The organism is Yersinia sp. IP36721 (assembly GCF_003634395.1).
Lineage (GTDB): Bacteria > Pseudomonadota > Gammaproteobacteria > Enterobacterales > Enterobacteriaceae > Yersinia > Yersinia entomophaga.
In genome coordinates, this window is record NZ_QCZL01000012.1 from 22,814 (window position 1) to 36,885 (window position 14,072).

Sequence of the window (14,072 nt, forward strand, 5' to 3'; positions counted from 1 at the left end):
ATTTCACACGGTCGCAGCCCCGCGACAATGCAAAATCTACTGGGTTATACCCCACTCACTGAGATAAATACCCTGTTGTTAAGCCGATATTTAGAGCAGAAAGACGCGTCCCTCTGCTCTTATCATCATTAACAAGCATCCGTGGTTACTGACGCGGTATTTATCTCCCGACTCAGGCCGGGAGGGCAAATCCGTTGGCATATCCCGTCGTGAGCCGCTTTTGCCAGCTTAACGCGCCAGGTTTTCCTGCATGGCGTTATACACATTCACCGCCTGTTCGACAACCTCGCTATTCGCAGGCAGGCCAGAAACTTGCGCCAGTGCAGCTTTTGCGCCTATTTTATCCAGTAATTCGCTCCATTCCTGCGCCTGCGGGTCCTGCTCACTGCGATAGCTCATTGCGGCGGCAATACCTTTCACCAGATTATCGTGAGGCAGATGATATTCCAGCGTGCCCACTAACGGTTTAATCAGACGATCGCCCGCGCCCAGCTTACGTAACGGCTGACGGCCCACTCGTTCAACGTCATCATGCAGGTAAGGGTTTTCAAAGCGTGATAGGATTTTATTGATATAGGCGGCGTGTTTTTCAGGGTCGAAGCCATAGCGCTTGATCAGCACTGCGCCGCTCTCTTCCATTGCCCCTTTCACAACCTGACGAATTTCGGCGTCAAGAATGGCATCGCGAATGGTCTGTATGCCAGAAAGTTGCCCCAGATAAGCGGTAATGGCGTGGCCGGTATTCAAAGTGAACAGTTTGCGCTCCACAAACGCCATCAGGTTATCAGTCAGTTCCATACCGGCGATTTGCGGTGGTTGGCCTTTAAACTGGGTTTGATCGACAATCCACTCGCTGAAAGTTTCTACCGTCACCGCCAACGGATCGGTGCTGCCTTCTGCGGAAGGAGGCACGATTCGGTCTACGGCTGAATCGACAAAACCGACATGTTCTTCCACCCAGTTCTTTTCATCTTCCGGCAACGCGGCCCAAACATGCTGCTTGAACTGGCTGGTGCCGCGCACCATATTTTCACAAGCGATAATATTCAGCGGCTGATTATTACCGGCCTGATGGCGGGCAACCAACCCCTGCGCCACGATACCGGCAATTTTTGCCAAAACCTGCGGCCCAACGGCTGTGGTGACAATATCGGCCTCGGCAATCAGCCCCACAACTTCCGGGCTACCGCTATGTACCGCGCTGACGTTTTTCACGTCTTCAATGCGCGCCTGCTCACCGACAACCGTGACCTGATAGGATTTACGACGATTCAGTTCATCCAGCAAAGGCTGGTTCACGTCAGCAAAGGTCACCTGAGCTCCGGCATCGGCCAACAATTTGCCAATAAAACCGCGGCCAATGTTACCTGCGCCAAAATGTAATGCTTTCATAGTTTTTTACCTTGAATTTGCCGTTGGAAAACGGGGGCCATTGGAGAATTCCGGCCCCGATTCGGGCTGCGCAATTTGCTGCGCAGCCGGACAACACTCACCGCCCTCAGGCAGATTTCTTACCGGAGAGCAGGTCTAAAACTTCCTGCACACTTTCTGTTTTGCTCAGGCGCGCGATGACGGAATCATCATCCAGCGCATTGGTCAGGCTGGTGATAACCTGAATATGCTCGTTATTACGTGCGGCAATACCGATGACCAGACGCGCAATTTCATCTTCTTCATCGCCAAAACGTACGCCATTCGGGTATTGGCAGAACACTACGCCGGTACGTAATACGCGGTCTTTGGCTTCGATGGTGCCGTGCGGTACCGCGATAGATTCCCCTAAATAAGTGGAAGTCAGTTTTTCGCGTTCCAGCATGGCGTCAACGTATTCCGGCTCAACATAACCCCCCTTAACCAACTGCTCACCCGCGAAGCGAATGGCCTCTTCTTTGGTCGCCGCATGCAGATTCAGGAAGATGTTTGCTTTACCCAGCTTGAATAGTTGCTCTTCAGAAGCTTCAAAACTGTCATCCAGGGTTTCGATCACTTTCTGCACTAGCGGTGCGCTTTCCGCCTCTTTACTGGCTTCCAGCAGGCGAGTCGTCAGATTGGTATATAGCTGGCTATCGAGGAAGTTGGTCAACGAAATGTGCTGTGCCTGCGGGGCGTGACGCATTGCCCGCTCAGTCAGATCTCGGTGGGTAATAACCAGATCGACATCTTCCGGCAAGTTATTGATTGCACAGTTAGTCACGGAGATATGCTTCAATCCGGCATCCTGTACTTTTTTACGCAGAACCCCGGCACCCATCGCGCTCGAACCCATACCGGCGTCACAAGCCACAATAATTTTACGCACGGTAGTCAGATCGCCCGCGGCGGCAGCAGCGTTAGCCGCCTGAACGCCTTTGGACTGTTGCTTCATGTCCTGCATGCGGCGAGTCGCTTCTTCCAAATTGTCTTCATCATCTTTAACTTTGGTGTTTTTCAGCAAGATGGCTGAGACCACGAAAGAGACAGCGAAAGCAGCGGCAACCGCAGCAATGTTAGCGAAGTAAGCTCCTTTAGGCGTCATCGCCAATACGGCCAGAATAGAGCCTGGAGAAGCAGGAGAAACCAGACCGCCGTTCAGCAAAGTCAAAGTGAACACGCCGGTCATACCGCCCAAAATCACCGCCAACAACAGGCGCGGATTCATCAGTACATACGGGAAATAAATTTCGTGAATACCGCCGAAGAAATGGATGATGGCTGCGCCGCCAGCAGATTGCTTGGCATTGCCTTTACCAAAGAACATATAGGCCATCAGCACACCCAAACCTGGGCCTGGGTTGGCTTCAATCAGGAAGAAGATTGATTTGCCGGTTTCCGTCGCCTGCTGGATACCCAGCGGAGAGAAGATACCGTGGTTGATAGCGTTGTTTAGGAACAGGATTTTCGCCGGTTCGACGAAGATAGAAGCCAACGGCAGCAGGTTATTTTTAACCATAACATGCACGCCAGCAGCCAACATTTTGGACAGGATTTCGACCAGTGGGCCGATCGCCATAAAGGCCAGAATAGCCAGTAGCATCCCGATAATACCGGCAGAGAAGTTGTTAACCAACATCTCAAAGCCGCTTTTGATTTTACCGTCAACCCAACGGTCAAAGCGCTTAATAGCCCAACCGCCCAACGGACCCACGATCATCGAGCCGAGGAACATCGGCATATCCGCACCGACGATGACGCCCATGGTGGTTATAGCACCGACGACGCCACCGCGTTCGCCACCAACTAAGCGACCACCGGTATAACCGATTAATAACGGCAATAAATAGGTAATCATTGGGCCAACAAGCTTGGCTAAAGTTTCATTTGGCAGCCAGCCAGTCGGAATAAATAAAGCGGTAATAATACCCCAAGCGATAAATGCGCCAATATTTGGCATGACCATATTACTTAGGAATCGGCCAAAGTTTTGCACTTTAACCTTAATGTCTGGTGAAAGCATAAAAACACCCCTATTGGTACGCGCTAACAATAAGAGCGCGAGATAATTATTAAGGCGGCACTGCGAAATCCGCCGAATTGCTGTATGCAATTTAAACTCTAGCATGGGCTGTAATGAGGGCGTAATCCGCAAAATATTTGTGACGCAGATCACCACAAACACCCCAAAATAGCGTGCTAATTAGTGATATCAGTCACATTTATGCCAATCAGTTAAGTGAAATTAGTGCAACAATTAATCACCACATGGAATAAATGTGATTAAGATCACCTTTAGTCCTGTCTATTTTGTTTTGGAAATGTGATGTTTATCACAATAAATTTTTCATCAAAAAAGGAATTAGAGGCGATGTTCGAGGGGAGCCAGACTTATTAAGCCGCTTTACCAGGGAGGACGTATTTAAACGTGAATTAGTCAAATAGCCAGTTGAGTTAAATAATATTAATTAATCAATTGAAATTTATAAATAAAAATATAATTAAAGAATTTCTTAATTCAGCAATCTCGAGCCAACGGATCTAAAATTGATAATTAATGAGTAAGGCTGTCACTTTTACATTTGGTGAGCTTGAAATTTACCCAAGGCTAACCTAGGGTTTAATCATAAAGAACAACCGATTAAGCAGTAAGATTTCATTTTTATAAAAATAGATCTGGCCAGCTAATTTAAGGGTAAATGATGAAAAAATATTATCTTATCTGTGGCATCGGTATACCTATGATTCTTCTCAATTCTGCTCTGGCGGCGACCACAACGGGCAGCATTAATGCCACATTAACGTTGACTAACGGCTGTTTGGTTAACAACAGTGCAGCAACCAGCGGCCTGACATTAGGTGTCTTAAGCTTTGGTTCATTCACCACCACCGGATTTACCGGTGGCTCGGCAACTCTTTCGGGAGCTTCAGGTACGGGAAGCAGCGCCATCAGCGTGAAATGTTCCCCTGGTATCACCCCTGTGCTAACCATTACCGGCAGTAATGCAGCTCCGGCCAACATACACGGCACTGTGCCGTCTACCGGCCCGCGCTATCTAGTCGGTACAACCAACACGACTCAGGCGATTGCCTATGGTCTTTATACTTCGAATTCTTTTACCACACCGATTGTCAACGCCACTACAGTGACGCCAACCACCACCGGCGATGCCACCTACGGCAACCTGTATACCTTCTTCGGTAACATAACCGGCGTAACCGGCGGCACTGACATTTACCCGGATATTTACACCGATACTATCGGCGTACAGGTAACTTATTAACGTCTGGGAGAATGGAGAGGCTATGTGCCATAGAAAATGGGGTTTTGCATTTTTTATCTATCATAGCCCAGCAATATTAGTATTTTTGGTCTTTCCGGTATTGGCATTGCCGACACAATCTTTTCAGGTCGGGGCAATTATTTCCAATGGCTGCCTGATCAGCGGCACTAATACCGGCGTATTTGGGCAGATTAATTTCGGAACTTACCCCGGCACGTCCACCGCTCAGGTCAACGGTACTTATACGCAAAGCTCGACTATTACTCTCGCCTGCACGCCTGGTACCCTTCTCAATATGAGTATTAACGGTGGAGCTAATTACACTTCGACCCGTAATCTTAAAATCAGCGGACAATCCTATTTAGTGCCCTATTCACTTTATAACAGTACAACCAATGCGGCTATTCCGGTCAATAGCAACGTCGCCGTCACCTTTAGCAATGCGAATAATATTACTTTGCCAATTTATGGGCTGTTAACTCTGAATGGAAATAACTATTCAGGGCTTTATACGGACACCTTAACAGTGACTTTAACCTGGTAATAAATACAATGAAAAAAATAAACACTCTCGCTAACAAATGTTATAAGCCATTTATTTTATTAATTTTAACCGGGTTTTCCTTCAATATTTTCGCAACCAATAATGTGTTGATTTGGCCTATTGACCCGGTCATTCCCGCCGATCAAAAGTCCTCTAGCCTATGGGTTGAAAATAAAGGCGATCAGGCCACTATGATGCAGGTTCGTATTCTGGGCTGGCAGCAAACGGCGGGCAAAGAAGGTTATCTCAATCAACAAAACGTTATTGCCAGCCCGCCAATTATTCGTATTGAAGCCGGTAAAAAACAGTTAATTCGTTTAATTAAACAGGTGAATCCTACTGCAGGGCAAGAGCAGGCCTACCGCATTTTGATTGATGAAATTCCGACTCCAACGCTTTCTGCCAAAGCGCAGGAAGGTGCAGGCGTTAATTTTCAGATGCGTTACTCCATTCCACTCTTCGTCTACGGTGATGGATTGGATTACGGCAATGTGGCCGCAGACAAGAATACCCATCAACCACAGCTAAGCTGGCAATTGGTGGAGCTACAGGGAAAAAAAATGCTGGAAGTCACCAATAGCGGTGCAATTCACGCGCGTCTGAGCGATGTGAAACTTCAGCAAGGCGGCCAAAATCATCAGGTGGCAGAAGGACTATTAGGCTATGTTCTGGCGAATTCCAGCCAACGCTGGCCTGTCAGCGTGAGTTCCGCCAGCTCGCTGACCATGCAAGTCAATAATCAAAAAAACGTCAAACTCAGCATGAAGTAATTTAATAGGGACGATCAGACCGCATACTGATGAAAAACTACCGTAATTCTCCTTTTTGGGGGCTGGTTATCATTACGACAGGTTTTTCTGGTTTTTATACTGAAGCGCGGGCAGATGAGGTGATGTCCGAGCTGCCTCCACCGCCGAGCGCGCTATCGGCCGATGGGGCGATTCAGTACCAGCTGGAACTTGTTATTAATCAATATGCAACGGGGCAGGTCGTACCGGTTGAGTTTCAGCGTGGGCATTATTTGGTACAGGGAAAAGATCTAGAACAGGCAGGCATTATCGCCGAGCACCTGACGTTCCCAACGACTGATATCAGTACCAATCCGAATATTAAACTAAAATATGACAGCGAAAACCAACGCCTGCTGCTCGATGTCCCTACCCATTGGCTGCCTAATCAGGCGCTATCGAATAACATGGGAAACCCAAAATATCAGGCTGTTAGCAGCACCGGAGCGTTATTCAATTACGATATTTATGCCTCCCGCTACCAAGGTAATAGCCAGTTGGCGGCATGGAGTGAACAACGCCTGTTCGGTACTCAAGGCTACCTGTCTAATTCTGGGGTGATAAAGCAGACGCTGGCCGGTGAATCTATCGATAATAACGGCGGCTACCTCCGCTATGACACCCGGTTTTCCCACTTCGACGAAACCAATGCCGTTCGCTGGCAGGCAGGGGATTTGATCACAGATTCACTGGCCTGGAGCAACAGCATCCGCGTAGGTGGGCTCAGCGTTTCCCGCGATTTTTCTATTCGTCCCGATATCATTACCTTCCCATTGCCGCAGTTTTCCGGTCAGGCGGTCGTCCCCACATCCGTTGATTTATTTATCAACGGCAATATGACCAGCAGCAATAACGTTCGCCCCGGCCCTTTTACTCTGACCAACGTGCCTTTTATCAACGGTGCGGGAGAAGCGACGGTCATCACCAATGACGCGTTGGGGCGGCAGATTTCGGTCTCTTTGCCATTTTATGTCGCCAGTACCTTGCTCAAACCGGGTTTGTCCGATTACGCATTTTCTACCGGAGCCATACGTCGTGGTTATGGAGTGGATAGTTTTAATTATGGCTCTGCCGCCGTGAGTGGCTCTTATCGCTATGGCGTAACCAATTATCTTACTCTGGAGAGCCACGCCGAAGGTGCGGAATCACTCGCTTTGGGTGGCGTAGGCAGCGTGTTTAAACTTGGGAATCTCGGCGTAGTTAACGCGTCTTACAGCCAGAGCCAAATGCGTGGCCAGAATGGCGATCAGATAAGTTGGGGCTATCAATATAATACCGGCCTTTTCAATTTAGGAACTCAGCAGACATACCGCAGCGATACTTTCGGTAATTTGGCAATTTACGATAATCAGGACGCCAACAGTACCAACAGCGGCAGCAATAATAACGGTGCGATTTATTCCCTTAGCCGCCGCAGCGCACAATACTCCGCCAGTATTATGCTGAATGAATTCGGCAATCTGGGTGCCGCCTACATTGACGTCAGCGGAAGAAATGACGAGCGGACGCGATTGTTGAATCTCTCATGGAGCCGCACGCTTTTCTCCGGTAGCAATCTATATATTTCAGCCACGCGAGATATTGGTGCTAACGGTTGGTCCGGCGCAGTTTCGTTGGTCATTCCATTTGGCGCATTATCCAATACCAGTATTTCCAGCCAACGTAGTATTGACGGACAGGCTCGTCAGCAGGTGAGCTACAGCCGCGGAATGCCTAGCGATGGCGGCCTGAGCTGGGATCTGGCCTACGCTCATCAATCCGATCAGAAAAATTATCAGCAGGCCAGCTTGAACTGGCGCAACGCCAGCTTTGAATCCAGCATCGGCGCCTATGGAAATACCGGAGACTACACTCAATGGGCAGATTTGAGCGGCTCGTTAGTATTAATGGATAAATCGCTGTTTGCGACCAACCGTATCAGCGACGCTTTTGTATTGGTCAACACCAACAATTATCCCAATGTGAGAGTGCGATATGAAAACCAACTGATTGGCGTGACCGATAGCGGCGGCCATCTTTTGGTACCCAGAGTCACGTCTTATTATCCGGCTAAATACGAGATTGATACCACCGACCTCCCGGCGGGTATCCAAATTTCCAATACAGAAAAACGGTTTTCGGTGCAGCGAAACAGCGGCTATATGATTAATTTCGACATTAAAAAGTCAAACTCGCTCAGTTTCGTCGCCATTGACCAACAGGGGAAAAATCTGCCCGTTTCCAGTCGCGTGTTGAAAAATAATCAAACGCGCACTTATGTCGGCTGGGATGGCATTGTGTATCTGGAAGATCTCGAAGCTAGCAATAGTTTGAAAATCATCACCCCAGACGGTCGTCAGTGCCAAATCACTGTGCCTTTTGACGCTTCGGCGCCTCAGCCGGTCATACTCAAAAGCCCGATAGTCTGTCCACTTAATCCGGCTCAGGTGAATTAAATGAAAAAAATCATTGGTCTCGCGGTTCTTACTATCGGCTCACTGGTGGGCGGAATCCAAAGCGCTCAGGCGGCCTGTAGCACTGCGTCAACCAACGGTTCCTTCGGTAGCGCCACCTCTTTTGCCGTCAATACCACGGCTAGCAATACCTCGGGTTCCGTTACAGTAACCTGCGCGGCTCTGAGCATAGGCTTGCTCACTCAAGACTCCATCACCTTATCGCTGGTTAGCTCCACCGCCGTCAACGGCACCTATGCTGCCATGACCGCCGGTGGAACCGATACGATCCCGGTAACGGTCTGCGCGGCCGTTCCTACAGCGACAACCTGCGCTTCTCCGCTGCCGTTAAATGGCGCTAGCGTCACTTTTGCCGGTGCCAGCCTGATCAATCTCTCTTTGACTCAAAAACAATTCACTCTACCAATTTATATACAAACGGTGATCGGCTCAAACGTAGCGGCGGGAACTTATACAACCACGTTGGGAATCAAAACCAGCTACTCAATCTGCACCGCACTAGTCTGTCTGGGTACCGCAGGAAATACCAACGGGCAACCAATAGTACCGGTCACTGTGACCATCATCGTCACTAACGACTGCACGACGATCACCGCGCCGCCCGTCAGTTTTGGCACTCAACCCTTGCTCAGCAGCTTTGCCTCCGTCAGTAACCAGGCTATCAACGTAATCTGTACCAAGGGCAGCATTTATACTGTCAGTCTGGATAATGGGCAGCACGCGGTGAGCAATGTGCGCTATATGTCGAACGGAACCTCTTCTATCGCTTACGACATTTATCAGGGTGCAACCAGCAACCGTTGGGGCAGTCTGGCGGCTGGTCAAAGTTGGTCCAGCAGCACCTCCACCAGTATTAGCACCGATTTACTGACGCGCACTTTTGCCTATACGGCAACGATCTTACCAGGCCAAACCACACCGCCAGCCGGTACGTATACCGATACCATTATGGTTTCATTGTCTTTTTAGCTGCATATAAGGGAAGTCGAGAACTGGTGCAAAGAGTCGAGGAACGAGAAGAAGGGAAAGCGAAAAAGAACAAAGGGAAAGGCGTTATACCAAACGGAGTAAATTCTGTCAGGCCACCATCATTATGGCCTGACATTCACTAAACTGATTATTCTAGAGCAGCCTGAACGCTTTTCTTCGCGGCAGCCATCGCCGGATACTTAGCCACCAGATTGGTCATCATGGTGTTGTACTGCACGGCCTGAGCCTGAGTCGGGAACTGCACGCCACCGTTATTAAAGGTCACCTGTGCGCCCTGCTGTTGCAGGAAATCACCCACTTGCACCAAATCCTGCACGAAGGCAGCAACGGTCGGAATAGCGGGAATCAGTGTGGCAGATGGCTGAGTCACCAACTTGTCGTAAACCTGATTGTAAACCGCCTTCAGATCATCCGGCTGTTTCAACGCCGCATGGGCGCTATCGGCCTGATGCTTGGCAGTTTGAATTTGTTGAGTCAATAAATTGAGCGTGCCTGCCGCTTGCTGTAGCGCCGCACGTTTATTCACGTAATCCTGCGCCACGCGAATTTCATCAATCTGAGTGACGGCTGGAGTAAAGCCCGCTTCGATTGATTTATTTAACTGCTGCGTAAAGGTCACTAAAATCGCGTAATCACCAGCATAGTTACCGAATTTCTGCTTTTGATCTTCGCTCAGCGTTGGCAGTTTCATCCCGCTGCGCATGACGGTATTTTGCAGATAGTCGATGAAAGCCTTGCGTTGCTCAGGCTCTTTATCGCCACATGCAGTGAGCTGGAACACCATAAACAGCGCCAAAATTGACGTTAACCAACGAGAATACCTTGTCGTATTCAGTGCAAAAGCCATGTGGAATTACTCCTGTAATAAGCGTTTATTTTCACTAGTGTCCGTTCTTATTACCCATCCCTGAATCAATAAGAATAGCGCAAAGGGAGAGGTTTTCTCCCCCTTTGCTTTGACCGCAGGACCGTTACTGTAGCAGCGAGATATCCGCTACCTGCAAGAACAGCTCACGCAATTTACTTAACAATGTCAGACGGTTGATACGTACGGCATCGTCTTCGGCCATGACCATCACGTTATCGAAGAAGGCATCGACGTTTTCACGTAACGCAGCCAGTTCAACCAATGCTTCCTGATAACGCCCTTCGGCAAACAGCGGCTCCAGCTGATCGCGCAGCACCACCAGATGCGTTGCCAGCTGCAACTCTGCGGTTTCTTTCAGTACCGCAGCGTTCACGCGATCGTTCAGCGTATCGCTAGATTTCGCCAGAATATTCGATACGCGTTTATTGGCCGCAGCCAGCGCCGCTGCCGCTTCCAGAGTACGGAAATGGCTAACCGCTTTCACACGCGCATCAAAATCTGCCGGTTTGGTCGGACGACGAGCCAACACCGCCTGAATGGTATCAACGCTGTGGCCTTCTTCCTGATACCAGGCGCGGAAACGACCCAGCATGAATTCAACCACTTCATCCACAACCTTGCCGTTAGTCAGCTTGCTGCCATACAGGCGCACCGCTTCTTCGGTCAGGGTTTGCAGATCCAACGGCAAGTTCTTCTCAACGATAATACGCAGTACGCCCAGTGAAGCACGACGCAGCGCAAACGGATCTTTATCGCCTTTTGGATGCTGACCAATACCAAAGATACCTGCCAGCGTGTCCATCTTGTCGGCTATCGCCAGTGCACAAGCGACCGGGTTAGACGGCAGATCGTCACCGGCAAAGCGCGGTTGATACTGTTCGTTTAACGCAACGGCAACGTCTTCAGCTTCGCCATCGTGGCGGGCATAGTGCATTCCCATCACGCCTTGGGTATCAGTGAATTCGAATACCATGTTGGTCATCAAATCACACTTGGAAAGCAAGCCAGCGCGCGTAGCATGGTTAACATCCGCACCAATTTGTTCTGCTACCCAACCGGCCAGAGCCTGAATACGGTCGGTTTTATCACGCAGCGTCCCCAACTGCTGTTGGAACAGCACGGTTTCCAGACGCGGCAGATTATCTTCCAGACGCTGTTTACGGTCAGTCTTGAAGAAGAATTCGGCGTCAGCCAAACGCGGGCGAACCACCTTCTCATTACCGGAAATGATTTGCTGCGGATCTTTAGATTCGATATTGGCAACGAAGATGAAGTTAGGCAGCAATTTGCCCGCGGTGTCATACACCGGGAAATATTTCTGATCCCCTTTCATGGTGTAAACCAGCGCTTCCGCAGGAACAGCGAGGAATTTCTCTTCAAACTTCGCCGTCAGCACTACCGGCCATTCAACCAGCGAAGCCACTTCTTCCAGCAGGCTTTCACTCAGATCGGCAACGCCGCCAATCTTCTGCGCAGCCAGCTCGGCATCACGTTTGATAATGGATTTACGCAATTCATAGTCAGCGATAACTTTGCCGCGTTCCAGCAGGATCTGCGGATACTGATCGGCATTATCGATGGTGAATTCGGCTTCACCCATAAAGCGGTGGCCGCGAATCACGCGATCAGAATCAATGCCTAACACGGTGCCAGCAATCAGCTCATTCCCCAGCAACAGCGTCACGGTATGCACGGGACGAACGAATTGGGTTTCTTTATCACCCCAGCGCATCAATTTAGGAATCGGCAGTTTGCTCAGCGCGGTATTGACCATACCGGCCAGTAACAGCTGCGCCGACTGGCCTTTAACGTGGGCACGATACAGCAGCCATTCACCTTTATCCGTAGCCAGACGCTCGGCCTGATCCACGGTAATACCGCAACCGCGCGCCCAACCTTCGGCAGCCTTGGTTGGCTTGCCTTCGGCATCGAACGCCTGAGAAATGGCAGGGCCACGTTTTTCAACTTCACGATCGGCCTGAGCCGCGCTCAGATTGGCTACTTTAACCGCTAAACGGCGAGGAGCGGCAAACCAGCTGACGTCACCGTGAGATAAATTGGCGTTATCCAGCTCGGCGGTCAGGTTGGCAGCAAAAGATTCCGCCAGGGAACGAAGAGCCTTCGGCGGCAATTCTTCCGTGCCGATTTCCACCAGGAAAGTCTGTTGAGTCATGACAGCCTCTTAGTTCTGATTCTTTTTGCACATAGGGAAGCCAAGGGCTTCGCGGGAAGCGTAGTACGCCTCGGCGACAGCTTTGGTCAGCGTACGGATGCGCAGAATATAGCGTTGACGCTCGGTCACGGAGATCGCTTTACGTGCGTCCAGCAGGTTAAAAGTGTGGCCTGCTTTCAAAATGCGCTCGTAGGCCGGCAACGGCAGCGGATTTTCCAGCGCCAGCAATGACTGGGCTTCTTTCTCATACTGCTCGAAGCAGGAGAACAAGAAATCCACATCGGCGTATTCGAAGTTATAGGTTGATTGCTCAACTTCATTCTGATGATAAATATCGCCGTAGGTGGTTTTACCCAATGGGCCATCGCACCAGACCAGATCGTATACGCTGTCCACGCCCTGGATATACATCGCCAGACGTTCCAGACCGTAAGTGATTTCACCCGTAACTGGCTTGCACTCCAGCCCGCCCACTTGCTGGAAGTAGGTAAACTGGGTGACTTCCATACCATTCAGCCACACTTCCCAACCCAGCCCCCAGGCACCCAGCGTTGGGTTTTCCCAGTTATCTTCGACGAAGCGAATATCGTGAATGGTCGGATCCAGACCCAACTCTTTCAAAGAACCCAAATACAGTTCCTGAATGTTGTCTGGTGAAGGCTTAATGATCACCTGGAACTGGTAATAATGTTGCAGGCGGTTAGGGTTCTCACCGTAGCGACCATCGGTCGGACGGCGGGAAGGCTGTACATAAGCAGCAGCGATTGGCTCTGGGCCAAGCGCCCGCAGGCAGGTCATTGGGTGGGAGGTACCCGCGCCGACTTCCATGTCCAATGGTTGAACAATGGTGCAGCCTTGGCGCGCCCAATATTCCTGTAACGTCAGGATCAGGCCCTGAAAGGTCTTGGTATCAAACTTTTGCATGTTGGATTCGCACGCGATACAAGTGGATAAAATGGAATGAATCAGTATACCCGCTGACCGTAAGATATACAGCCAGAATCCGGCGAGATGTGTAAATCAGAGGGGGTTTGTTGATTAAATATCCAGTTAAAGGACGTGAAATAACGTAGTAAAGCGGAAATAACCGGCGAGAACCTTAGGTAAAATAATAGAATTCCGATGAACTAATGGAATCAATCTATGACTCGCCTGCGGAAATAGCACGGTCAGAACCGTATCCACTGATATAAACCGAGCGACAAGAAGTACCGGTAAGATACGGTCTGAAACTGTTAATCACGACAAGCTCTTTCACCGCCAGCCCCTTATTTTAATAACCAATCCAGCAGTGCCATGCCAACGGTGACCACGCGACTGAATCGGTATTCTGGTCACGGCGGCGCCCTATCGGAGCAGCAGGGATCGGTTCCCTAGAGCCATACTCGATAAAACAATGATCTGATTTTTGGTCATCGCACAGAGATGGGTAGGTATCACATGAAAATGCCCCTCCGCCTAAGGGATAAGCGGCAAGAGTATGAGAGCAACCGAGGAGCAACCCCAGCCCAAAGGTACACACTGACGACATCCTTAGAATATTTCGCTTAGATGACATAATA

General features: G+C 49.8%; 10 protein-coding genes. 5 read left to right on the plus strand and 5 right to left on the minus strand.

The features are described 5' to 3' along the window. Nucleotides 1-228: 228 nt before the first annotated feature. Nucleotides 229-1,392: a mannitol-1-phosphate 5-dehydrogenase gene (locus DBA33_RS11520; protein WP_120806518.1), complete on the minus strand. Its 1,164-nt coding sequence runs from the start codon at nt 1,390-1,392 to the stop codon at nt 229-231. A 106-nt stretch (nt 1,393-1,498) separates the two neighbouring features. Then, nucleotides 1,499-3,433 (minus strand): PTS mannitol transporter subunit IICBA, encoded by a 1,935-nt coding sequence (locus DBA33_RS11525; RefSeq protein ID WP_064515890.1) that lies wholly within the window; start codon nt 3,431-3,433, stop codon nt 1,499-1,501. Between the two features lie 718 nt (nt 3,434-4,151). Between DBA33_RS11525 and DBA33_RS11530 the strand changes: the two genes are divergently transcribed. Genes DBA33_RS11530 through DBA33_RS11550 form a run of 5 tightly spaced genes read left to right on the plus strand, consistent with a single transcriptional unit; the run spans nt 4,152 to nt 9,448 of the window. Continuing rightward, nucleotides 4,152-4,694, plus strand: coding sequence for a spore coat protein U domain-containing protein (locus DBA33_RS11530; protein ID WP_158513764.1), 543 nt, complete (start codon nt 4,152-4,154; stop codon nt 4,692-4,694). Between the two features lie 22 nt (nt 4,695-4,716). Next, nucleotides 4,717-5,238, plus strand: coding sequence for a spore coat U domain-containing protein (locus DBA33_RS11535; protein WP_064515893.1), 522 nt, complete (start codon nt 4,717-4,719; stop codon nt 5,236-5,238). An 8-nt stretch (nt 5,239-5,246) separates the two neighbouring features. Further along, nucleotides 5,247-6,008, plus strand: coding sequence for a molecular chaperone (locus DBA33_RS11540; protein ID WP_120806520.1), 762 nt, complete (start codon nt 5,247-5,249; stop codon nt 6,006-6,008). Nucleotides 6,009-6,037: 29 nt separating this feature from the next. Further along, complete coding sequence (locus DBA33_RS11545; RefSeq protein WP_120806522.1) at nt 6,038-8,461, plus strand: fimbria/pilus outer membrane usher protein; 2,424 nt, start codon at nt 6,038-6,040, stop codon at nt 8,459-8,461. Then, the gene (locus DBA33_RS11550; RefSeq protein WP_064515901.1) at nt 8,462-9,448 is read left to right on the plus strand and encodes a spore coat protein U domain-containing protein; all 987 of its coding nucleotides are present in this window, start codon (nt 8,462-8,464) and stop codon (nt 9,446-9,448) included. Between the two features lie 148 nt (nt 9,449-9,596). Here the strand turns inward: DBA33_RS11550 and DBA33_RS11555 are convergent, their stop codons facing one another. From DBA33_RS11555 to glyQ, 3 genes are all read right to left on the minus strand, one after another. Next, complete coding sequence (locus tag DBA33_RS11555) at nt 9,597-10,316, minus strand: DUF3053 domain-containing protein (protein ID WP_064515902.1); 720 nt, start codon at nt 10,314-10,316, stop codon at nt 9,597-9,599. 124 nt (nt 10,317-10,440) lie between these two features. Beyond that, the gene (gene glyS / locus DBA33_RS11560; protein WP_120806524.1) at nt 10,441-12,510 is read right to left on the minus strand and encodes a glycine--tRNA ligase subunit beta; all 2,070 of its coding nucleotides are present in this window, start codon (nt 12,508-12,510) and stop codon (nt 10,441-10,443) included. A 9-nt stretch (nt 12,511-12,519) separates the two neighbouring features. Then, nucleotides 12,520-13,434 (minus strand): glycine--tRNA ligase subunit alpha, encoded by a 915-nt coding sequence (glyQ, locus tag DBA33_RS11565; RefSeq protein ID WP_049597387.1) that lies wholly within the window; start codon nt 13,432-13,434, stop codon nt 12,520-12,522. Nucleotides 13,435-14,072: the final 638 nt, after the last annotated feature.